The following is a 21,534-nucleotide window of genomic DNA, read 5'->3' as shown; positions in this document are numbered from 1 at the left end:
TTTTGGATTCTTTTTAGTTAATTGCTGCTAATAAAGCTTCAGCTTGGGCTGCGAGTTCAGCTTGTTTTTCTTCAGAAACTGTGAGTTGACCTGTTCCCCAAGCTTCTGGATTCACAGCAACACCAGTAAATGGTTCAACGACATTCATGCGAATAAATGGAAGGAGGCTACGATAATGTTTGAAAACTTCATCTGGAGAAGTTCCATTTGCTACAGAAGAAACTGTTACAAGCTTTTCGTTGAGAGCAGAAGGTCCAGTAGGATCTGAAAGATCAAGAGCACGTGATAACCAATCCAGAAGATTCTTAACAACACCTGGAATAGACCAGTTATAAGTTGGGGAGAAAATCCAGATAGCGTCAGCGGAAAGAATTTCTTCACGAGCTTTGGCAACAGCGGCAGGAGCTGGGCTTTCAATATCTTGGTTGAAAAATGGAATATCTTTGAAATCAAGATAAGAAACTTCAGCTTTGTCAGTAAGGATATTTTCAGCTTGAGCAGCTAATTGATGGTTGAATGAGCCTTGACGAAAAGACCCGACAATAAATAGTACTTTTTTAGACATATAAGTCACTCTCCTTTTCTTTTGTACCTGTTCATGTTACAACAAATATTACTAGTTAGCAAGAAACTAGCTCAAATTTTTAAATTTTTTTAGAATCTGAATTAAATCTTCTTTCTCTTCCCCTGTTAAAACGCTGAGTCCTTGCTGGATATTTTGAATATGATCTGGAAGCACTGCTTCAATTTTGCTACGCCCTTCTGGGGTCAATCCGACTAAAAATGAACGTCGATCAGATGGGTCACAGGTCCGAAAAATCCAGCCATTTCGTATCATATTTTTAATAACAACGGTCATATTTCCAGATGTAGCAAGCATTTTATCAATTAAGTCTTGAATGCGTAAGTTTCCTTTGCTATAAAGAGTTTCTAAGACGGAAAATTGAGTGGGAGTAAGGTTATGTTGTTTTGCTGCTTGGTTTTCAAAATGTCGAATTGTACGAATTGCTTTATTTAAAACAATCATTGTTTTTAAATCAAGACGATTTTCTTGTAAAAGTTTTGTTAGTTTATCCATATCTGTATTTTACCAATAAGTAGTAATAAAATCAATTTTTAGAAAAAGATAGAAAAAAATCCTTATTTATAGTATAATAGACGAGTGAAAAATAGAAGAAAAAATGATAAAATTTTCGTTATATGGCAATATATTATCGGAAGCGTGATAGTTTTAGCTGTTCTCACTTTTTCTTTTCTTTACATTTTAAATCTATCGATGATTCCTTATCAATCCGCTAAGGAAACGGCTAGTAAAATCGCTCGCCAATACGCAGATTTGGATAAAGTGGATCGCTTTGCTATCTATAATGGCAAAAAGAGTTATTATAGTCTTTTGGGGAAGAATCGCAAAAAGACACAGCTTGCTGTTTTGATAGAAGCTGATAGTGATAAAATCTATACTTATGAGTTGTCTAAAGGAATTAGTCAAGAGAAAGCAGAAAAAATCGCTAAAGATAATGGGGCCAAACAAATTGATAAAGTAACATTTGGCTATATCAAAGAGCAACCAATTTGGGAAATCAAATCTGGAACAACTTATTACAATGTTGAATTTGAAACTGGAAGGTTACTCAGTAAGGAGGGACTATGATATTATCAAATCGCGTTTTAAATATGGAAGAGAGCGTGACACTAGCAGCAGCAGCGCGTGCAAAAGCTTTAAAAACACAAGGGCGCAATATCCTTTCGCTGACTTTGGGAGAGCCAGATTTTCCAACTCCGAAGAATATCCAAAATGCAGCTGTCTCTGCAATAAAAGACGGTAAAGCTAGCTTTTATACAGTTACTAGTGGTCTGCCTGAATTAAAGGAAGCAATTGTAGCGTATTTTGCAAAATACTATGGTTATACGATTAAATCAAATCAAGTGACTGTTGCGACGGGGGCAAAGTTCTCCCTTTATACTTTTTTTATGAGTGTCATCAATCCGGGCGACGAGGCAATTATTCCGACACCGTGTTGGGTTAGTTATGGTGATCAGATTAAGATGGCAGAAGGGATACCAGTTTTTGTTCAAGCGACAGAAGCAAATCATTTCAAAGTGACTGTTGAGCAATTAGAGGCTGCACGGACAGAGAAAACGAAAGTTTTGGTGCTCAATTCTCCTTCCAATCCAACGGGAATGATTTATACAGCTAAGGAGTTGTTGGCGATAGGTAATTGGGCTGTAGAGCACGACATTCTCATTTTGGCAGATGATATTTATGGTCGTTTGGTTTACAATGGAAATGAATTCACACCAATTTCGAGTCTATCTGAAGCGATCCGCAGGCAAACAATTGTGATCAATGGTGTGTCTAAGTCGTATTCAATGACAGGCTGGCGGCTTGGTTATGCTGTTGGAGATCCTGAGATTATTGCAGCCATGAGCAAGATTGCTGGACAAACAACTTCAAATCCTACGACTGCAACACAGTATGCTGCTATTGAAGCTTTAACTGGTCCTCAAGATACTGTTGAAATCATGCGACAAGCCTTTGAAGAACGTCTTAATACCATTTACCCTTTGCTTTCCGAAGTACCAGGATTTGATGTTGTAAAACCTCAGGGAGCTTTTTACCTTTTTCCAAATGTTAAAAAAGCAATGGAAATGAAAGGCTATACAGATGTAACAGAGTTTACAACAGCTATCCTAGAAGAAGTAGGTGTTGCATTGGTCACAGGAGCTGGATTTGGAGCACCAGAAAATGTTCGTCTCAGCTATGCGACGGATATGGATACCTTGAAAGAGGCCGTTCATCGCATTAAAACTTTCATGGAGAAATAAAAATGATTGCTCATTTTGGTATCAAAGGAAAGGATGTAGAAGCTAGCAAACTCTTTTATCAGGAAGCCCTAGCGCCTTTGGGCTACAAGCTTACCTTTGACATTCCTCAAGTAGTAAGTTTTGCTGAGCCTAGGAACACGGTCCTAGAGGTGATTTTTGGTTGAATATTGGTCAGCAAGAGCTTGAGCATTTTGTCTTCAGTGCTCAAAATCCTCAGGAAATTGATAACTTCTATCAAGCAGCCTTGGCGGCTGGTGGCAAGGATAATGGTGCTCCTGGTGAACGTAGCCACTATCATCCTGGCTATTATGCAGCTTAAGCTTATATCATTAATCCAGATGGAAACAATATTGAGACTGTTTATCATAAAAAAATAAAAGAAAAGAGAAATGAATGAATGTCTAGAGAATTAGTAAGCATTATTGACGTCCCAAAGCATATTGGTGAAGAAGTCACTATCGGTGCTTGGGTTGCCAACAAATCAGGAAAAGGAAAGATTGCCTTTCTCCAATTGCGTGATGGCTCTGCCTTTTTCCAAGGTGTAGCTTTTAAACCGAACTTTCTTGAAAAATTTGGTGAAGAAGCTGGGCTTGAAAAATTCAATACAATTAAGCATATCAGTCAAGAGACTTCAGTCTATGTGACTGGTATTGTCAAAGAAGATGAACGTTCAAAATTTGGTTATGAACTTGATGTTACTGACCTTGAAATTATTGCTACATCGGTTGATTACCCAATTACACCGAAAGAACACGGAACAGACTTTTTGATGGATCACCGTCATTTATGGCTTCGGTCGCGCAAGCAAATGGCAATTATGCAGATTCGCAACGCGATTATCTATGCTTCCTATGAGTTCTTTGACCGGAACGGCTTTATCAAATTTGATAGTCCGATTTTATCAGGGAATGCAGCGGAAGATTCAACAGAGCTTTTTGAAACAGATTATTTTGGAACTCCTGCCTTTTTAAGTCAATCTGGACAGCTTTACTTAGAAGCTGGTGCTATGGCACTTGGTCGTGTATTTGACTTTGGTCCGGTTTTCCGTGCTGAAAAATCCAAAACACGTCGCCATTTGACAGAATTCTGGATGATGGATGCAGAATATCCATTTGTTACACATGAAGAATCGCTTGATCTTCAAGAGGCTTATGTGAAGGCTCTGATTCAAGGGGTTTTGGATCGTGCACCACATGCACTTGAAATGTTGGAACGCGATACAGATTTGCTTAAAAAATATGCAACTGAACCATTCAAACGCATTTCTTACGATGAAGTAATTGACCTTTTGCAAGAACATGAAAATGATGAAGATGCAGAGTATGAACACATCGAACGTGGAGATGATTTTGGGTCACCACATGAAACGTGGATTTCAAACTATTTCGGTCTTCCAACTTTCGTTGTGAACTACCCTGCTAGTTTTAAGGCTTTCTACATGAAGCCTGTGCCTGAAAATGAGGACCGCGTGCTTTGTGCAGACCTTTTGGCGCCAGAAGGTTATGGTGAAATTATTGGTGGTTCAGCCCGTGAAGAAAATTATGAAAAACTACTAATGAAGATTAAGGAAAACGGTCTCAATCCTGATGATTATGCCTTTTACCTTGATTTGCGTAAATATGGTTCGGTTCCTCATGCTGGATTTGGACTTGGTTTGGAGAGAATGGTGACATTTGTTGCAGGAACGAAACACATTCGTGAAGCCATTCCGTTTCCACGCATGCTTCACAGAATTGAACCTTAAGAAATGTAAAAACGCCTGTTGGCGTTTTTTTAGAAATAAAATATATGGAAAACGACTAAGTAAGAAAATGAGACGAAATGTTCAGTTTGTTCTTATTCAAGGAAAAAATATGTTTATGTTTAGGAGAAGTTACAAAAGAAATATTCCTCTCATGGCTGGAGTGGAGTTTCTAGGATTTTTAGGTATTACAAGTTTTTGGATTTTATTTCTCAGCCAAAACAGGATGTCTTTACTGCAAATTGGTCTGTTAGAGAGTATTTTTCATGCAACTGGGATCATTTTTGAAATTCCGTCAGGTATGTTAGCAGACAGGTTTTCTTATAAGGCTAATCTGTATATCAGCCGTTTAACAAGTATTTTGTCATCTATTTTGATGTTGATAGGGCAGGGAAACTTTTGGATTTATGCTCTGGCAATGATTTTCAATGCTTTGTCCTATAATTTTGATTCAGGAACGAGCTCTGCACTTTTATATGATTCTGCAGTAGAAGCGGACTTAAAAGATTGTTATTTGAAACTATCAAGCTTGATATCAGGTGTTTCAGAAGCAGCGATTTCTTTAGGAACAGTATTAGCTGGATTGTTTGTACATGGATATTTGTATGTCACTTATTATATTATGATTGCAGTTTCGATTGTTGTTTTAATCTTGATTTGGTTAATAAAGGAACCAGATATGAAAAGGCAAACAGATAAAGTGGTTACGATGAAGAAAATAATCCTGACGGTAAAAGAAGAAATGAAAAGTAGTCCGAGTCTTTTTGCGTGGATGATGATTTTCCAATTCGTTGGAACAATGATGTGTATGTTTTATTTTTACTATCAAAAACAATTACCAGATTTAGCTGGATGGCAAATTTCGACAGTTATGTTAATTGGCAGCGTCTTAAATATTTTGGCAGTTTCTATCGCCAGTAAGATTGGGAAAACATGGCATTCTTTTCGGATTTTTCCAGTAGTTGTCAGTTTAACAGGGGGAGCTTATATTCTGTCGTTTTTGGAAACTCCATTTATGTATATCCTTGTTTATTTAGCGACAAATGCTTTGTATGCCATGTATCAACCGATTTTTTACAATGATTTGCAACAGTATTTACCAAACTCAGTCAGAGCGACCATGTTAAGCGTTACTTCAATGATGTTCAGTTTAAGCATGATTATCATTTTTCCGATTGTTGGTTGGCTGATTGACAGTTTTGGCTTCAATTCGACTTTTATTGGTTTGGGAACGGTACTGATAGTGTTAGTACTACCTTTAATTATCGTTTTACAAAGGATTCGTAAACAGCTGAAAACAATCGAAAATTAATTTTTTACCTTAGGCTATATTTATTGATAAAATATAAGTTTTATGAGCTAAATTTCATGGACAGATTGGTTTGTTACTTAATCAATCTTTGTGGTAAGGAATTGTAAATGACGGTATTACTATTCATAGACCATAGAAAGAGATAATGGAACTAGAAACGATATTTTTTAAGTTTCCGGTATAATTTAATGGAACGATAGGAGGAAAAATATTATGCGTGACAATCATCTTCATACTTACTTTTCTTACGATTCAGATACTGATTTTAGAGATTACTTGGAACATTATGATGGAGAAATTGTGACGACTGAACATCTGGATTTATCTAATCCCTATCCGTATAATGCAGGCTCTCCTCACGATGATATTCCTGATTATAAGTCTTATTCTAGAAAAATAGCTTTTCTCAATAAGAAATATGGAAATCGAATCAAAAAAGGAATTGAAATAGGCTATTATGGACCACGTAAGAAAGATACTTTGGCTTTTTTAGAAGATAAAGATTATGATTTGAAACTTTTATCTGTTCATCACAATGGGAAATTCGATTACTTAGAAGCTCCTGTTTTGCAATTGGAAAAAATGCAATGGATTCCAGATTATTTAAAAGAATTAGAAGAAGCCATTGAAAGTATTCCGGCTCATGTTTTGGCTCATTTTGACTATGGTTTTCGCAAGTTTAATGTGACAGTTGAAGAACTAAAAAACTTTGAACCTCAACTTCGTGCCCTTTTTCAGAAAATGATAGAGCACAACTTGGCTTTTGAACTGAATTGCAAGTCTATGTATCTCTATAATCACGAAGATATTTATATCTATGCTCTATCTTTGGTGAAAGAATTGGGCGGAACAAAGTATTCTGTTGGCTCTGACGCCCATACGTTAGAACATTTTCGCTTGAATTTCGACCAAATCAAGCAAATCCTGACGGCATTTGGTATAGGCGAAGCAGAGTTGTTATAAAAAATAAGGCTAGGATATTATTCCCTAGCCTTATACGTTTGTTTCTCAAAAATGATCATAGCAAATATTTATATTCTCTGACAATTAAACCATTTTCAAATTCAAAAATATCACAGGATAGTTGACCGAAATCATTTTTGAGAATAGTAACAATCTGATTTTCATCTGTTGAAAAAGTATGTAAACGGGAAAATTGAACAGTGTTATGACGATAGGCTTGCTGAATCTTATAAAGGTAATCTTCTACTCCATGAATAATAGAAACCTTTTGCTCATGCAATTCCCAGATGATTTTAGTATGTAAAAATTTTTGGTAAGTTTTCTAATCTCTTTGATTTTCCGCTTGAAAGAACAAGGTTAATGTTTCTAAATTTGTCATTAGCGACTTCCTTAATGAAACAACCTTTTCCAAAAAGAAAGTTTCTTTTCTGCTTGTTGGGATAAATCTGATTGGAAAAGTTCAGAAAATTGGATAAGGATTTCTTTTTCGGTAATCTCTACTGGATGATCGCTATGAATAACCAATCCAAATGGAGAATTTTTGCAGTTACTAGACACGATTGTTGCTTTGCAACCGAGATCTTTTGCTATTTTTAAGTAAAAAATTTGATATTGACTGGTGACCGCAGGAGATATTTTCACAGTTACAGGCTGATAGTCCAAGATAATCTTTTGCAACATTTCTTTAAAGTGATCGTAGATAGGAGCACTATTAGCCTCATCAATGCTACATTCTGCTATGACCCGTTCTTCAAATGTTTCTAAAAATTTTCTTTGCTCATCAGGATTTAATTTTAATCCCCCTTGAGCTTTTTCGATTATTGCTTTGTTTATATCTGTCATAAAGTTAGTATAACATACTTTTTTGAAATTTATCCAAGAAACATTCGGAAATATAAAACGCTTACACAGAAAATTATCGTAAATTTCATAGAAAGACACGATTTTTCCTTGAAAAAAACCGATTTTTAAGGTATGATAGGAATGTAAATAAAATAACTCAAAGGAGAGTAAAAAATGTCAATTATTACTGATGTTTACGCTCGCGAAGTCCTAGACTCACGCGGTAACCCAACACTTGAAGTAGAGGTTTATACTGAATCAGGTGCTTTCGGACGTGGTATGGTTCCATCTGGAGCTTCTACTGGTGAACACGAAGCAGTTGAACTTCGTGATGGTGACAAATCTCGTTACGGTGGTCTTGGTACACAAAAAGCTGTTGACAACGTAAACAATATTATTGCTGAAGCAGTTATTGGTTATGACGTTCGCGATCAACAAGCTATTGACCGTGCAATGATTGCACTTGATGGTACTCCAAATAAAGGTAAATTGGGTGCAAACGCAATCCTTGGTGTATCTATCGCTGTGGCACGTGCTGCTGCTGATTACCTTGAAATCCCACTTTACAGCTACCTTGGTGGATTCAATACTAAAGTTCTTCCAACTCCAATGATGAACATCATCAACGGTGGTTCTCACTCAGATGCTCCAATCGCCTTCCAAGAATTCATGATTGTACCTGCTGGTGCACCTACATTCAAAGAAGCTCTTCGTTGGGGTGCTGAAATTTTCCACGCTCTTAAGAAAATCCTTAAATCTCGTGGTCTTGAAACAGCTGTTGGTGACGAAGGTGGATTTGCTCCTCGTTTTGATGGAACTGAAGACGGTGTAGAAACAATCCTTGCTGCCATTGAAGCTGCTGGTTATGTTCCTGGTAAAGATGTATTCCTTGGTTTTGACTGTGCATCATCAGAATTCTACGACAAAGAACGTAAAGTTTATGATTATACTAAATTCGAAGGTGAAGGAGCTGCAGTTCGTACAGCTGATGAACAAATTGACTACCTTGAAGAATTAGTAAACAAATACCCAATCATCACTATCGAAGATGGTATGGATGAAAACGATTGGGATGGATGGAAGAAACTTACTGAACGTCTTGGTAAGAAAGTGCAACTTGTTGGTGACGACTTCTTCGTAACAAATACTTCTTATCTTGAAAAAGGTATCAACGAAGCTTGTGCTAACTCAATCCTTATCAAAGTTAACCAAATCGGTACTCTTACTGAAACATTTGACGCTATCGAAATGGCGAAAGAAGCTGGTTACACTGCTGTTGTATCACACCGTTCAGGTGAAACTGAAGATTCAACAATTGCTGACATCGCAGTCGCAACTAACGCAGGACAAATCAAGACTGGTTCACTTTCACGTACAGACCGTATCGCTAAATACAACCAATTGCTTCGCATTGAAGACCAACTTGGTCAAGTAGCTGAATATCGTGGTTTGAAATCTTTCTATAACTTGTCAAAATAATTCAGTTAGAATACGAATCGGCTAGTGAAACTAGTCGATTTTTTCTTTATTGTATCGATAAATTTTAGGAGGATAATATGGATAAAATTGAAGAACTGGCTTATATTATTCAAAGTAGTCAAAATATTGTATTCTTTGGTGGTGCAGGCGTTTCAACTGAATCTGGTATTCCGGATTTTCGCAGCTCAAATGGTATTTACAATATTGAGTTAAACCAGCATTTTACAGCAGAGCAACTAGTTTCCCATACGATGTTTGAACGCTATCCAGAACAGTTTTTTGACTTTTACAAAAAATATCTCATTTATCCGGATGCCAGACCAAATGTAGCCCATGATTATTTAGTTCATCTAGAAAAGACAGGGAAATTAAAAGCGATTGTCACGCAAAATATTGATAGTTTACACGAGATGAGATAGCGGGAAGCAAAAATGTATTGAAAATTCATGGTAGTGTTGACCGAAATTATTGCACCAACTGTCATCGTTTTTATGACTTAGAGGATTTTTTGAGATTATCTGGAACCATTCCTTATTGTGAGACTTGCGGTTACATAGTTAAGCCAGATGTGACTCTTTATGAGGAATCGCTAAATATGGACGTCTTTTCTCAAGCTATTCAAGCTATTAGTCGAGCTGATTTACTCATCATTGGTGGAACCTCGCTAGTTGTTTATCCAGCGGCGAATTTAGTTCATTATTTTCAAGGACGGCAGCTAGTCCTTATCAATAAAAGTAATACGGTACAAGATAATCAAGCTGATTTAGTCATCAAGGGCAAGATTGGAGAAGTGCTAAGTAAGGTATGGAAATTAACGGATAATTAATTCGAAAATCAGTGAATGTATGGCATTTAACTGTATTTTTTAAAAAAGTAAAATTTTAAAAATGTCCTTTATAACGGAAATTTTATAAAATGTCCTTTGTAATGGAAATTTTTAAAAATTTCCGTTATAATAGATAAAAAGAGGTGAGAAAATGATGTACATTGCTCTTATTGGCGATATTATTGAATCAAAAAAAATACAAGATCGAGCACAGGTGCAACAGCACTTATTACAATTGATGAAAGAGTTGAATCAGCAATATCAAAATTATTTAGTTTCTCCCTTTACAGTCACAACTGGAGATGAATTTCAAGCCTTATTTTCACCAAATTCTTATATATTTCAAATCATAGATCAGCTTTCTGTTGCATTTGCTCCTTATGAAATTCGATTCGGTATTGGTGTTGGAGATATGATTACAGAGATCAATAAAGAACAAAGTATAGGTTCTGATGGTCCTGCATATTGGTTGGCGAGAGAAGCCATTAACCATATCCACGATAAGAATGATTATGGCATCAATCACATTTCAGTTTTTTTGGCAAATGAAGAAGTTAGTTGGACTGTCAATGCTATGTTAGCTGCGTGTTCTTTTATTCAGTCTAAGTGGACAGAAGTTCAATATGATGTACTCAAACAATTACTGGCTGAAAATATATACGATGAAACATTTTCGCATAAAGAAATAGCAAGATTGCTCGGTATTACTCCAAGTGCTTTTAATAAACGTATCAAGGCAAGTGGTCTAAAAATTTATCTCAGAAATAAACGAGTTGCTATGAATCAGATATTAAAAGAGATAGCAAAGGAGGAGAGTAGGTATGTCTAAGTTGTGGGGGTTTTCAGATTTCTTCCTGCAAAATCCAATCTTATTATTAACGTTGATAGCTCATGTTTTAGCTGATTTTCAATGGCAGAGTCAAAAAATAGCCGACTTAAAAAGTCGGAAATTCCCATATTTAATATTACATTTGATCATCGTTTTTCTTCCATTACTGATTTTGAGTGTCTTTTTCCCCAAAAATAGCCTATATTTTGCTGCGGTTTGGCTTAGTCATGTAGTTATTGACTTTTTGAAGTACAAGCTCAATATTTTTATAGAGAAAAAGAAATGTACCAAACAAGCTTTTATCGTTGACCAACTACTTCATCTCATTTGCATTTTCCTATTTTATACCGTATTGGCGAGTAAAACCTATCCACTTTGGCTTAAAAATAGTGTTCTAGTAGCTCAGATGTTTCTACTTTTGGCTATCGTTGGAAAACCTGTTAATATTTTATTTAAGTTTTTCTTTAGCAAATATCAGTCAAATGGAAATGATCAAGATACCATAGCAGGTGCAGGTGCGATGATTGGGATTTTAGAGCGTTATATTATGGCTTTGTCCCTCGTATTTGGACAATTTGCCTCGATTGGTTTAGTTTTTACCGCCAAGTCAATTGCTCGCTATAATAAAATTTCTGAAAGCCAGTCCTTTGCGGAATATTACCTCATTGGCTCACTTTTTAGCATGATTAGTGTGCTCATTGTTTTTAGTTTGCTTTATTTATGATAAATTGTAAAATATAGTGCAACAAAAACCCATAGGTTCTCAAATCGTGTAAACTGTAAGTAAGCACACAAACAGACACGAGGAGATCCTATGAGCTACTTACATATTACCATAATTGATCGGCTAAAGATAGAAGCATATCTTGAAGCAGGTTTTAATCAGTCCTATATTGCAACTAAGTTAGGTTTTCACCGTTCATCAATTAGCCGAGAAATCAAACGGTGTCCAAATAAATATTCTGCCGAAGAAGCACAAAGGCAATATGAGGAATTATCTAGACTTAAGGGAAGGAAAACTGCATGTACTTCACTGATGAAGAAAGATATAGAACGTCATTTAAAAGCATCCTGGTCACCCGAGCAGATTCTTGGGCGTTATCAGTACGAAAATAAGCCAATCGTATCGTTTAAAACGATTTATAATTGGATATATAATGGCCAACTCGAAGTTAGTGTAGAGACGTTAAGACGAAAAGGTAAAATACGTGAACCCCATGAGACGAGAGGGAAATTCATTATTGGTAAACCTATTTCCAAACGACCTAAAGAAGTGAAGAGGAGGCAAAGTTTCGGTCATTGGGAATTAGATACCATGGTTTCTTCCAGAGGGAAAAGCAAAGGATGCTTGGCTACATTTGTAGAGCGAAAAACACGTTTTTATCTGGCATTTAAAATACCTGACCGATCAGCTAGGTCAATGTTTTCAGTCATAGAAACACTTCAGAAGATTTTTCCTAAGAACTTTTTAAAAACATTTACATCAGACAGAGGAAAAGAATTTGCTTGTTATCCTCAAGTGGAAGCTTTAGGAATAGACTTTTACTTTGCGGACGCTTATTCATCTTGGCAAAGAGGAAGTAATGAAAATTCAAATGGATTGCTTAGAGAATATTTTCCTAAGAGGACTAATCTAACCGACATTACTGATGAATCGTTAGTAAATGCTTTACTTGCTATAAATCACCGTCCAAGAAAATGCTTAGGTTACAAAACAGCATTTGAGGCTCTTATGGATGAATTTTAGATTTGTTGCACTTTTTTTTGCAATTTATCTTATAAAAAAACTGGGACGAAAATTCCCAGTTTCAAAGTATATGATGCAATAAACCAAGGACGCAGTGGTTTATTGCTCAAAGTATTTGTAATAGAGGTTACTGAGCTAATCCGTTCAGACGGTTCAACCTTTGCAGGAGTGAAACTAGGAGCTAAAAATTTTCAATTTTATTCCGTCGTATACGTAATCTTCTCAGATTATATTCGTTTCATAGTCACCTGTCTAATTCCTTTTGTTACATTATTGAATTTCATAACCTATGAGGAGACCATTTTCTTCGGCGTAAAAACTGCACAGGCCAGAAGTTGGAATAACTTCAATAACAGCTTGAGGAAATTTTTCTCGCACCATTTCGGAAAATTGCTGGCAAAACTTAAGATTATTTCGATGAGCAATAATGATTTGCCCACCTGCATAGCCCGCTTTTATGAGTTCATCAAAAGCTGCAATGAGTGATTTTTTTGCACCACGTGCCTTTTGAAGTAACTCTAACTTCCCGTCTTGGCTAGCTTCGCCTACCATACGGATGTTAAGTAATCCTACAACGGCTCCGACTAATTTGCTTAGTCGACCATTTTTAACGAGATTGTCAACTTTGGCAAGAACGAAAAGTAATTTTGTCTTGGTTTGATAGGCTGTAATTTCTGTCACGACTTCTTCATAACTCAAACCTTGACCAATAAGAAAATTCAGTTTTTTGATAATCAAGTCATTCTCGCCGCCTGCAGAAAGAGTATCAATAATATGAATATTCACATCGGGGTGTTCTTCGAGATAGAGTTTTTTAGCAACTTGCGCGCTATTGTGACTTCCTGATAAGGTTCCTGTAATAGTAACCACAAAAATATTTGAAGCGCCATCAAAAGCCTTCATGTAGTCATCTGGACTAGGGCAGGCTGATTTTGAAGCAGAAGAAGTGGCATACATTTTTTTCATCATATCATCAATATTGAGTTGTGCATTATCTATAAAGATTTCATTGCCCACTTGAATGGTCAGAGGAACACTTTCAAATAAGGTGTCAACAGCAAGGTTTTCGATAGTTCTATAATCACAGCCTGAATCAGCTACAATTTTCCAAGTCATTCAATTTCTCCTTTAGTGGGATGATCCCTTAATTAGACATTGACAAAAGGTTTGCCTTTTTTTACAATTATATCATGAAAACACCGCTTTAGAAAGCCTTTACAGTCGGTTGTTACATGTAGAAAGAAAATGTTATGTCGGAACGTAAAATATCGAAAAAATCTTTAGAAAATCTAAAAATATCAAATCGGGAATCTAACCGAATTACAAAAGAATCCTTAGAAATCTCGCTATTGCAATTGTTAGAAAAGAAAGAGTTGACCAAAATTACCATTTCTGAATTAGTAGAGAGAGCGGGTGTCTCGCGAGCAGCTTTTTATCGAAATTATGATTCAAAAGAAGAAATTTTACAAGAGATTTTCCAACGAACAGTACAAAAGATTACCGATAAATTGGAACAATTCAATATGAGAACCGAGCTTTATCAAGTGTGGCTGTTCTTGTTTAAAGAAGTCAAAAAAGAAGCTCGAATTGTTAGTCTAGCGATAGACTACAATTTAGAAAAACTGTTGACAAGTGCTGTGTTTGATATGTTAGAGCAACAAAATTATTCCAGAAAAGAGGCTTCAACGTACATGAATTCTTTTTGGAGTTCGGCGGTGGTTTCTGTTTTGATTAAATGGATAAAAGACGGTATGAGGGTTCCAGCAGAGAAGATTGCATCGCTCGGACTTCCGCTTTTTCCGCAGCGAAAGAATGGTAAATCGAGCGATGAATAAGACAATGAGGTGTAACATGGTTAAAAAAAGATTGGCTTGGGATGAATATTTTGCAGCGCAAGCTCTCTTGATTGCTAATCGCTCAACCTGCAAGCGAGCAAGTGTAGGAGCGGTTATTGTAAAGGAGAACAAAGTTATTTCAACAGGATATAATGGTTCTGTTTCAGGAACGGAGCACTGTATTGATCATGAATGTTTGATGGTTGATGGGCATTGTGTGAGAACCTTACATGCAGAAGTGAATGCGATTTTACAAGGTGCAGAGCGTGGAATCCCGAAAGGTTTTACTGTTTATGTCACGCATTTCCCTTGCCTCAATTGTACTAAGCAGCTTTTACAAGTTGGTTGCAAGCGAGTGGTGTATATCAATCAATACCGTATGGATGATTATGCGCGTTATTTATATAGCGAAAAGAAAGTCGAGCTAGTACATTTGCCAATTGAAAAAGTAAAAGAAGCAATTTCGGAGATTGATTTAATATAACTTTTAGAGTGTAACATTTGTTTTCTATGAATACAAGGAAAGAAAATATGACAGAAGAACAACTTCAAAAAGCCTGGCAAGCATTGTTTGATGGGCAATATCATCTTGCGAAGCAATTAGTTTATCAAATAGAACAAGACAATTATAGTACACTGAATTTAAAAGCATATATTGCTTTAGAAGAAAAAGATTTTGCGTTAGCCCGTCAATTTTTAAAAGACTATTATGCTCAAGCTGTGTCTGAAAAGAACCTAGAAGAACAGCACATAGGCTTACATCAACTAGCTATGGTCGAACGAGAAGAAGAACATTTTCAAAAGGCTTATGATTTGATAATGACAGAAGCTACAATTATTACAGAGCATTTCCCTGATGATGTCCTAAAGAAATCAGTCAATTTATACGAACAAGGATATTTACAGTTCAAACTTGAAAATATTCATCTTGCAGAAGAGCTTTTGCAAGAAACACTAAATTTAGCATTGCAGACAGATGATTTAGTCAACCATGCTTGTGCTTATCGCGCCTTGGCTGAGGTAATGTTAGCTAAGAGAGATATAAAAAGAGCTAAGCTTCATGCACAAAAAGCACTGGCGTGTTTTGAAAAAGCAGGTGATGGCGTTGGAGCGACAGAGCTGAAGGGTTTGATGGCACAGATAAAGTAATAAGATGAAAATTTCATAATGTTTGTAAAATAAAGGAATTCTAATATAAAAATTAGAGTATTTTTATATCCATTTTAACGAACGATGAACTGAAATTTACTAAATAAGGTTTTAGTTTATCAAAAAATCTTATATAATATAATCAAAGTCTTAGTGCATTATGTCAATGGCGCATGTCTTTTCCAAGTTTCTACGATTGTTGATAAAGACAAGAATCTTGAAGGTGATGAATTTGTGGTTATTGATATGACATCGCCAGAAACTACAAAAAAGACACTCACATAATATTCAAGGTGTTACGTTTAAAGATTCAATTTCAGAAATCAATAAAGTCAAGGCTAAATAAAAATGGAAGAATATTACTTCTTCCGTTTTTATTTTTAAAATTACATACTTGTTTACACAGAAATAAATTATTATTATCAAATTTACAAAAATCTTGTTTTAAAATGCTGCTTATTGCAGTTGGCGTAAACCGCTATATAGAGTTCCCTTTATTTCTGTTTGGGTTGTTGTTTTGTGATATTCAATCCGAAGGGAATGAGGTTTTCTTGTTTCATCCGAATTCGCTGGATATTATCTTTGTGTCGGACGATAATGATGAGCGCTAATGCGAGTACAATTACGGTAAAGAGTACATCATAACGTGGTAAAAGAAAGCCAAATAGTGGGAAAATTAAGGCTCCCAGAATAGCGGAGGCAGCAGCTGTCACACTTGAAAAGGAAATCATACTAGTCAGATACAAGCAGCTGAAAAAGATGACAGCTAAATAAGTGAAGAAAGTCGGTGAGAAGCCCAGAATGACACCTGCACTGGTTGCCACGGCTTTACCGCCTTTAAATTCAGCAAAAATGGGGAAGGTATGCCCAAGAACGGCTAAAAGTCCAAAAACGAGAGGAGAAATACCGTTGATATGAAGGAAAAATGGCAATAGTGTCGCAAATGTCCCTTTAAAAAAGTCAAAAATAAAGGTGATGATGCCTGCTTTTTTTCCAAGGACACGAAAGGTATTGGTCGTCCCTGTATTTCCGCTGCCGTATTCGCGGAGATTTTTCTTGTAAAATACTTGTCCAATCCAAAGCCCGGCAGGGATTGAACCAATCAAATAAGCTGCTATCAATGTAAAAACTATCTTTATCATGCTTTTATTATACCATGAATTTTGATTTTGATAGTTGAACGACCAGAAATATTTTATAAAATTTGTCTAGGCTGAAAAAATGGTGGTGAGAAGCAGAAAGAATACACTATTTCTAAAAATCTTTGCAAAATTTGCTAAAAACTTGTAAGATAGAAAGGATGAATGATTCAGGAGGTTCCTTGTGGCAAAAAAGGAAATCAATATTAACAATTACAATGATGATGCCATTCAAGTATTAGAAGGATTGGACGCGGTTCGTAAACGTCCTGGTATGTATATCGGATCAACAGATGCAACTGGGCTTCACCATTTGGTCTGGGAAATTGTTGACAATGCAGTTGACGAGGCTCTGTCTGGCTTTGGTGATAAGATTGACGTGACCATTCATAAAGACGGGAGTTTGACTGTAGCAGACCACGGTCGGGGAATGCCAGTCGGTATGCACGCTATGGGAATCCCAACTGTTGAGGTTATTTTTACGGTACTGCATGCAGGCGGAAAATTCGGTCAGGGCGGTTACAAGACATCGGGAGGCTTACACGGGGTTGGTTCTTCTGTGGTCAATGCGCTGTCTAGTTGGTTAGAAGTTGAAATCACACGTGACGGTACAATTTATAAACAACGTTTTGAAAATGGTGGAAAGCCAGCAACAACTTTGAAGAAAATTGGAACAGCAGCTAAGTCCAAATCTGGTACGAAAGTGACTTTCATGCCAGATGACACGATTTTCTCAACGATTGATTTTAAATATAATACAATCGCAGAGCGGCTTAATGAATCGGCCTTTTTGCTCAAAAACGTTCACCTTTCTCTGACAGATGAGCGAACGGGCGAGTCTGTTGATTTTCATTATGAAAATGGGGTGCAAGATTTTGTCAGTTATCTGAATGAAGATAAGGAAACATTGACACCAGTTCTTTATTTCGAAGGAGAAGAGGGCGGTTTTCAGGTAGAGGTGGCTCTCCAGTACAATGATGGTTATTCTGATAATATCCTTTCTTTTGTCAATAACGTCCGCACCAAGGACGGCGGAACGCACGAGACGGGGCTCAAGTCAGCCATTACCAAGGTCATGAATGACTATGCGAGAAAGACCGGTTTGCTGAAAGAAAAGGATAAAAATCTGGAAGGCTCTGACTATCGTGAGGGTCTAGCAGCTGTCCTTTCGATCTTAGTGCCGGAAGAGCATTTGCAGTTTGAGGGACAGACTAAGGACAAGTTAGGAAGCTCACTGGCTCGACCTGCAGTGGATTCGATTGTGTCTGACAAATTGACCTTCTTCTTGCTGGAAAATGGCGAATTGGCGTCTAATCTGATCCGCAAGGCAATCAAGGCAAGAGATGCACGCGAGGCAGCCCGCAAGGCGAGAGATGAAAGCCGGAATGGCAAGAAAAACAAGAAAGACAAGGGATTGCTGTCTGGGAAATTAACGCCAGCCCAATCCAAAAATCCAGCTAAAAACGAACTCTATCTGGTCGAAGGAGATTCTGCGGGTGGGTCTGCCAAACAGGGTCGTGACCGCAAGTTTCAGGCGATTCTGCCTCTCCGCGGTAAGGTTATCAATACTGCAAAAGCCAAAATGGCAGATATTCTCAAAAATGAAGAAATTAACACCATGATTTACACCATTGGTGCAGGTGTTGGCTCGGACTTCTCTCTAGAAGACGCCAACTATGACAAGATTATCATCATGACCGATGCTGATACGGACGGAGCCCATATCCAGACGCTCTTGTTGACCTTCTTTTACCGCTATATGCGTCCGCTGGTTGAAGCAGGTCATGTCTATATCGCTCTGCCGCCGCTTTATAAGATGTCTAAAGGCAAAGGCAAAAATGAAGTTGTCGAATATGCTTGGACAGACGGTGAGTTAGAAGATTTGCGCAAGAAATTTGGCAAAGGTGCCACGCTGCAGCGCTACAAAGGTCTGGGGGAAATGAACGCCGACCAACTCTGGGAAACCACCATGAATCCTGAAAATCGTACCCTTATCCGTGTCACTATCGAAGACCTTGCCCGTGCCGAACGCCGCGTCAATGTCCTCATGGGAGACAAAGTCCCGCCCCGCCGTAAATGGATTGAAGATAATGTCAAGTTTACGCTGGAGGAGAGTGGAGTGTTTTAGGAGAGGGAAATGGCTAGACAAAATTATTTTGAAATTTTGAATCAGATGGAGTTTGATCCAGATAGAGAATCGAAAAATTTAATAGATTTACTTGAAATGGAGAAGAATTTTGGACATGTCTATTATACAACTATAAATAGTGCTATTTCTAAGAATTTTTTAGATTATCCTAATCGTTCAACATTTACCAGTTATTCACAAATCATAGAAGTTATTAGTGCAAACTTCTATGATGCCACCGAGGAATTATTTGTTTTTTCTGAGTTATTAGTTGATATTTTTTATAGTCTTTTAGAAAAGTTTACAACAGAAGAGTGTGAATTCATTCAAGTCATATTTGATAATATCAATAGATTTTTAGAGTTGTCAAATCATGAATTGATTACCTTAGATAACGGAAACCGAATTATTGTTGAAAAGAATGTTTATGCCTCAGAAGTTTCTCAAATTGTATCAGAAACAAGTATTCAAGATGCAATAAAGGTTTTAGAATATAATCATTTTGCCAATAAAGGTAATATTGAGCGTAAGAAAGAGATACTTATTTCTTTGGCTACTTATCTTGAACCATTTAGAGATGAATTAAATGATTCTGAAGAGTTAAAAGAAGTTATGAAAGTAAATAATAATAAGAAAATTATTGCGGTTGAACAGCTCTTCAATATGTATAATAATCTAGGATTGAGACATAATAATAGTAAGCAATATCATCTGGAAATTACAGAAGAAGAATTAGAACAGTGGTATGATGATATTTATGCTTCAACTTTATTTGTTATTCTTAGCTTAGATGAAGCTAGAATTTTATCGAAATTGAAAACTTTGAGAAATGGATAAGTTAATCCCCCACAAGAAATCGCCTTCCCCACCCTTAAAACAAGAAATTTCACATGAAGAATTTCTTGTCTAGGAGTAAAAAACCAAATCACACATGTGTGATTTGAATTTTTAGAGCAAAAGACGAACATTTGCATGTGTTCTGAGCGATTTTGAAGCAAAAAACTAAAACATACACGAAGAAAGAGGAGTTTATGACAAAAGAATACGGAGTCATTAGTTTAACCGTGCGCAATTTGGAAAACAATGAATTTTCCCAGCTCATGACCGAGTCGAAAGAGGCAATTGCTGCTTTTAACAAGGCGCATAAGGTTGAAAGTATTTATACGAGTAAACTGGAAGAGATGAGCCAGCATTTGGCTAAGTTTCAGGAGGGGCTTCATCAGACGAAAGCTAGTCGCTTGGTGACTAGTTTAGACCAAGCCGACCGCGAGCGAGACGATGCTTTGGGGACGCTGACTGCTTTGGTGCGGGCATTTTCACGGGTCAAGGAGACTGCGACCAAAGAAGCCTATGACACCTTGGCGGGCTTGCTAAAAAATTACGCAGGGATTGCGGCTGCCAACTATGAAAAAGAGACAGAGGGCATCAACCACCTGCTCCAAGAGTTGAAGAAATCAACCTATCAAACGGCGCTGGCAAAACTGCACTTGGAAGCTCATGTGGAAAGCTTGGTGACTGCGCAAAAGCAATTTGAAGAAGCATACAAGGAGCGCTTGACCGAATTGAAAGGCAAAGTGCCTAGCCAAAGCAAACAACTCCGCATGCAGCTACAAGAAATCTACGATTTCCTGCTGGATTTTACCGCTATTATGACCTATGCCTACCCAGAAAGAAGCCACTATGCGGATCTTCGCGATCACCTCAATACTATTCGCAGCCGCTACAAAAAACGCAAAGCGGTTAAGAAAGCGAAAGAAGCGATCTAGCAAAAAGGTAGGTACCTCCATGAGAACTGAAAGTGAAATGTTGGATTTGATTTTACAAATTGCAAAAGTCATACAAGCGGATGCAGTCGCTCTATCTGGCTCGCGGGCAAATCCGAATGCTCCAAAGGACGAGTTTCAAGATTATGATGTGGTCTACATTGTGGATGATTTGGCTGCTATGGTAACCGACCTTGCTTGGTTGGAAGCGTTTGGCAAGCGCATCATCGAGCAGCATAACGTACTTAATCATCGCCGTCTCTATCTGATGCTCTTTGAAGATGGCAATCGGATAGATCTGACTCTCTGCCCCAAGAAACACATCAAAGAATGGGTGGATAGCGAAGCAGATTTCACAGTGCTGGATGACCCTAAGGGACTCTTTCAGCCCTATACACCTACTCCCAAACGTTATTGGACAAAACCAGCGAGTGCAGATGATTTTGCAAAATCGTGCAATGAATTCTGGTGGGTTTTAGCCTATGTTGTCAAGGGTATTCAGCGTCAGCAATTTGTGTATGCGGTGGATCATCTCTATGGTATCTGTCAGAAAGAATTGCTGAAATTATTGGCTTGGCAAGTGGCAGCGGATAGAGGAGTCATTGATGTCGGCAAAAACTATAAGTATCTGTTTCAGTATTTGCACGCTGAGAAGGAGGAAGAATTTGCCGCTTTGCTTGATTTTTCCAGCAAAGAATGCCTCATCCAGTCTTTACTGTCTACGCAGCAATTTTTCCACAGAGAAGCTCAGGCTTTCTCTCTCAAGACTGGTTTTCCTTATGATAAAGAAACTGCAGAAAAAATGATTCAGTACACTAAAGAAAAACTGAATCTAAGAAAGTGATAATCCACTTTGCTCATTCATAAGAGATGCCTCTTACATCAGGAAGCATTAAAAAAGAAAATTACAGAAAGGATAGTTTGGTTGTATAGCAACTGAACACGGGACTAAGA

Annotated in this window: 21 protein-coding genes and 3 pseudogenes; 18 read left to right on the top strand and 6 right to left on the bottom strand. The window is 37.3% G+C overall.

The genetic code is table 11. The annotated features are described in order from the left end of the window. Positions 1-13: 13 nt before the first annotated feature. Positions 14-565 carry an NADPH-dependent FMN reductase gene (locus SCSC_RS04625; protein ID WP_006269408.1) on the bottom strand — a complete coding sequence of 184 codons (552 nt, stop codon included), beginning with the start codon at positions 563-565 and terminating at the stop codon, positions 14-16. Between the two features lie 66 nt (positions 566-631). Beyond that, positions 632-1,078 carry a MarR family winged helix-turn-helix transcriptional regulator gene (locus tag SCSC_RS04620; protein WP_006269391.1) on the bottom strand — a complete coding sequence of 149 codons (447 nt, stop codon included), beginning with the start codon at positions 1,076-1,078 and terminating at the stop codon, positions 632-634. Positions 1,079-1,162: 84 nt separating this feature from the next. On the opposite strand from SCSC_RS04620, the gene SCSC_RS04615 reads away from it, so the two are divergent. From SCSC_RS04615 to SCSC_RS04590, 6 genes and pseudogenes are all read left to right on the top strand, one after another. Next, on the top strand, positions 1,163-1,651 hold the full coding sequence (locus tag SCSC_RS04615; protein WP_006269373.1) for a cell wall elongation regulator TseB-like domain-containing protein: 489 nt from the start codon (positions 1,163-1,165) through the stop codon (positions 1,649-1,651). Then, complete coding sequence (locus SCSC_RS04610) at positions 1,648-2,826, top strand: pyridoxal phosphate-dependent aminotransferase (protein WP_006269371.1); 1,179 nt, start codon at positions 1,648-1,650, stop codon at positions 2,824-2,826. The genes SCSC_RS04615 and SCSC_RS04610 overlap by 4 nt, the downstream gene beginning before the upstream one ends. A 2-nt stretch (positions 2,827-2,828) precedes the next feature. After that, positions 2,829-3,145, top strand: a pseudogene (locus SCSC_RS04605) (VOC family protein). Positions 3,146-3,223: 78 nt separating this feature from the next. Next, on the top strand, positions 3,224-4,570 hold the full coding sequence (gene asnS, locus SCSC_RS04600) for an asparagine--tRNA ligase (protein WP_006269416.1): 1,347 nt from the start codon (positions 3,224-3,226) through the stop codon (positions 4,568-4,570). Positions 4,571-4,685: 115 nt separating this feature from the next. Continuing rightward, entirely contained in the window at positions 4,686-5,879 is a 1,194-nt protein-coding gene (locus SCSC_RS04595; protein ID WP_232565270.1) for an MFS transporter, read from the top strand. Between the two features lie 213 nt (positions 5,880-6,092). After that, entirely contained in the window at positions 6,093-6,842 is a 750-nt protein-coding gene (locus SCSC_RS04590; protein WP_006269398.1) for a PHP domain-containing protein, read from the top strand. 55 nt (positions 6,843-6,897) lie between these two features. Here the strand turns inward: SCSC_RS04590 and SCSC_RS04585 are convergent. Beyond that, a pseudogene (locus SCSC_RS04585) lies at positions 6,898-7,221 on the bottom strand (nuclear transport factor 2-like protein). Between the two features lie 11 nt (positions 7,222-7,232). Beyond that, positions 7,233-7,685, bottom strand: a complete 453-nt coding sequence (locus tag SCSC_RS04580) for a DUF1694 domain-containing protein (RefSeq protein WP_006269378.1) — start codon at positions 7,683-7,685, stop codon at positions 7,233-7,235. 174 nt (positions 7,686-7,859) lie between these two features. Between SCSC_RS04580 and eno the strand changes: the two genes are divergently transcribed. The 5 genes and pseudogenes from eno to SCSC_RS04555 all read left to right on the top strand — a co-directional run bounded on the left by eno (position 7,860) and on the right by SCSC_RS04555 (position 12,566). Continuing rightward, a complete protein-coding gene (eno, locus tag SCSC_RS04575) occupies positions 7,860-9,164 on the top strand; it encodes a surface-displayed alpha-enolase (RefSeq protein WP_006269397.1) in 1,305 nt (434 codons plus the stop codon). A gap of 77 nt (positions 9,165-9,241) precedes the next feature. Continuing rightward, positions 9,242-9,990 (top strand): annotated as a pseudogene (locus tag SCSC_RS04570) (NAD-dependent protein deacylase). A 151-nt stretch (positions 9,991-10,141) separates the two neighbouring features. After that, positions 10,142-10,819: a SatD family protein gene (locus SCSC_RS04565; protein WP_022524577.1), complete on the top strand. Its 678-nt coding sequence runs from the start codon at positions 10,142-10,144 to the stop codon at positions 10,817-10,819. Next, positions 10,812-11,543, top strand: coding sequence for a DUF3307 domain-containing protein (locus tag SCSC_RS04560; RefSeq protein WP_006269369.1), 732 nt, complete (start codon positions 10,812-10,814; stop codon positions 11,541-11,543). The genes SCSC_RS04565 and SCSC_RS04560 overlap by 8 nt, the downstream gene beginning before the upstream one ends. Positions 11,544-11,633: 90 nt before the next feature. After that, the gene (locus tag SCSC_RS04555; RefSeq protein ID WP_115342916.1) at positions 11,634-12,566 is read left to right on the top strand and encodes an IS30 family transposase; all 933 of its coding nucleotides are present in this window, start codon (positions 11,634-11,636) and stop codon (positions 12,564-12,566) included. A 270-nt stretch (positions 12,567-12,836) separates the two neighbouring features. Here the strand turns inward: SCSC_RS04555 and SCSC_RS04550 are convergent, their stop codons facing one another. Beyond that, positions 12,837-13,682 (bottom strand): DegV family protein, encoded by an 846-nt coding sequence (locus SCSC_RS04550; RefSeq protein ID WP_006269543.1) that lies wholly within the window; start codon positions 13,680-13,682, stop codon positions 12,837-12,839. 134 nt (positions 13,683-13,816) lie between these two features. Here SCSC_RS04550 and SCSC_RS04545 point away from each other — a divergent pair, with 134 nt between their 5' ends. From SCSC_RS04545 to SCSC_RS04535, 3 genes are read left to right on the top strand one after another with little or no spacing between them, the layout of a single operon-like run. Then, the gene (locus SCSC_RS04545) at positions 13,817-14,401 is read left to right on the top strand and encodes a TetR/AcrR family transcriptional regulator (protein WP_003068989.1); all 585 of its coding nucleotides are present in this window, start codon (positions 13,817-13,819) and stop codon (positions 14,399-14,401) included. 16 nt (positions 14,402-14,417) lie between these two features. Beyond that, positions 14,418-14,885, top strand: coding sequence for a deoxycytidylate deaminase (locus SCSC_RS04540; protein WP_006267890.1), 468 nt, complete (start codon positions 14,418-14,420; stop codon positions 14,883-14,885). Positions 14,886-14,932: 47 nt separating this feature from the next. Then, positions 14,933-15,550: a hypothetical protein gene (locus SCSC_RS04535; RefSeq protein ID WP_003068994.1), complete on the top strand. Its 618-nt coding sequence runs from the start codon at positions 14,933-14,935 to the stop codon at positions 15,548-15,550. 494 nt (positions 15,551-16,044) lie between these two features. On the opposite strand, the gene plsY is transcribed toward SCSC_RS04535, so the two are convergent. Further along, entirely contained in the window at positions 16,045-16,692 is a 648-nt protein-coding gene (gene plsY / locus SCSC_RS04530; protein WP_006269574.1) for a glycerol-3-phosphate 1-O-acyltransferase PlsY, read from the bottom strand. A 181-nt stretch (positions 16,693-16,873) separates the two neighbouring features. On the opposite strand from plsY, the gene parE reads away from it, so the two are divergent. From parE to SCSC_RS04510, 4 genes are all read left to right on the top strand, one after another. Then, entirely contained in the window at positions 16,874-18,817 is a 1,944-nt protein-coding gene (gene parE / locus SCSC_RS04525) for a DNA topoisomerase IV subunit B (RefSeq protein ID WP_006269547.1), read from the top strand. Positions 18,818-18,826: 9 nt separating this feature from the next. Continuing rightward, positions 18,827-19,654: a hypothetical protein gene (locus SCSC_RS04520; RefSeq protein ID WP_006269475.1), complete on the top strand. Its 828-nt coding sequence runs from the start codon at positions 18,827-18,829 to the stop codon at positions 19,652-19,654. A gap of 194 nt (positions 19,655-19,848) precedes the next feature. Next, complete coding sequence (locus tag SCSC_RS04515; protein ID WP_006269556.1) at positions 19,849-20,583, top strand: DUF6261 family protein; 735 nt, start codon at positions 19,849-19,851, stop codon at positions 20,581-20,583. Positions 20,584-20,602: 19 nt separating this feature from the next. Continuing rightward, complete coding sequence (locus SCSC_RS04510; protein ID WP_006269482.1) at positions 20,603-21,424, top strand: aminoglycoside 6-adenylyltransferase; 822 nt, start codon at positions 20,603-20,605, stop codon at positions 21,422-21,424. The last annotated feature ends 110 nt before the right edge of the window (positions 21,425-21,534 follow it).

It is taken from the genome of Streptococcus constellatus subsp. constellatus, assembly GCF_023167545.1.
GTDB lineage: Bacteria > Bacillota > Bacilli > Lactobacillales > Streptococcaceae > Streptococcus > Streptococcus constellatus.
This window is presented reverse-complemented; position numbering and strand designations above follow the sequence as displayed.

Coding starts and splice junctions, on each gene's coding strand:
- SCSC_RS04555 (WP_115342916.1), top strand. CDS start 11,634: ATGAGCTACTTACATATTACCATAATTGATCGGCTAAAGATAGAAGCA.
- SCSC_RS04580 (WP_006269378.1), bottom strand. CDS start 7,685: ATGACAGATATAAACAAAGCAATAATCGAAAAAGCTCAAGGGGGATTA.
- SCSC_RS04565 (WP_022524577.1), top strand. CDS start 10,142: ATGATGTACATTGCTCTTATTGGCGATATTATTGAATCAAAAAAAATA.
- SCSC_RS04610 (WP_006269371.1), top strand. CDS start 1,648: ATGATATTATCAAATCGCGTTTTAAATATGGAAGAGAGCGTGACACTA.
- asnS (WP_006269416.1), top strand. CDS start 3,224: ATGTCTAGAGAATTAGTAAGCATTATTGACGTCCCAAAGCATATTGGT.
- eno (WP_006269397.1), top strand. CDS start 7,860: ATGTCAATTATTACTGATGTTTACGCTCGCGAAGTCCTAGACTCACGC.
- SCSC_RS04625 (WP_006269408.1), bottom strand. CDS start 565: ATGTCTAAAAAAGTACTATTTATTGTCGGGTCTTTTCGTCAAGGCTCA.
- SCSC_RS04535 (WP_003068994.1), top strand. CDS start 14,933: ATGACAGAAGAACAACTTCAAAAAGCCTGGCAAGCATTGTTTGATGGG.
- SCSC_RS04560 (WP_006269369.1), top strand. CDS start 10,812: ATGTCTAAGTTGTGGGGGTTTTCAGATTTCTTCCTGCAAAATCCAATC.
- SCSC_RS04595 (WP_232565270.1), top strand. CDS start 4,686: ATGTTTAGGAGAAGTTACAAAAGAAATATTCCTCTCATGGCTGGAGTG.
- SCSC_RS04520 (WP_006269475.1), top strand. CDS start 18,827: ATGGCTAGACAAAATTATTTTGAAATTTTGAATCAGATGGAGTTTGAT.
- SCSC_RS04590 (WP_006269398.1), top strand. CDS start 6,093: ATGCGTGACAATCATCTTCATACTTACTTTTCTTACGATTCAGATACT.
- SCSC_RS04510 (WP_006269482.1), top strand. CDS start 20,603: ATGAGAACTGAAAGTGAAATGTTGGATTTGATTTTACAAATTGCAAAA.
- SCSC_RS04620 (WP_006269391.1), bottom strand. CDS start 1,078: ATGGATAAACTAACAAAACTTTTACAAGAAAATCGTCTTGATTTAAAA.
- SCSC_RS04515 (WP_006269556.1), top strand. CDS start 19,849: ATGACAAAAGAATACGGAGTCATTAGTTTAACCGTGCGCAATTTGGAA.
- SCSC_RS04550 (WP_006269543.1), bottom strand. CDS start 13,682: ATGACTTGGAAAATTGTAGCTGATTCAGGCTGTGATTATAGAACTATC.
- SCSC_RS04540 (WP_006267890.1), top strand. CDS start 14,418: ATGGTTAAAAAAAGATTGGCTTGGGATGAATATTTTGCAGCGCAAGCT.
- SCSC_RS04545 (WP_003068989.1), top strand. CDS start 13,817: ATGTCGGAACGTAAAATATCGAAAAAATCTTTAGAAAATCTAAAAATA.
- plsY (WP_006269574.1), bottom strand. CDS start 16,692: ATGATAAAGATAGTTTTTACATTGATAGCAGCTTATTTGATTGGTTCA.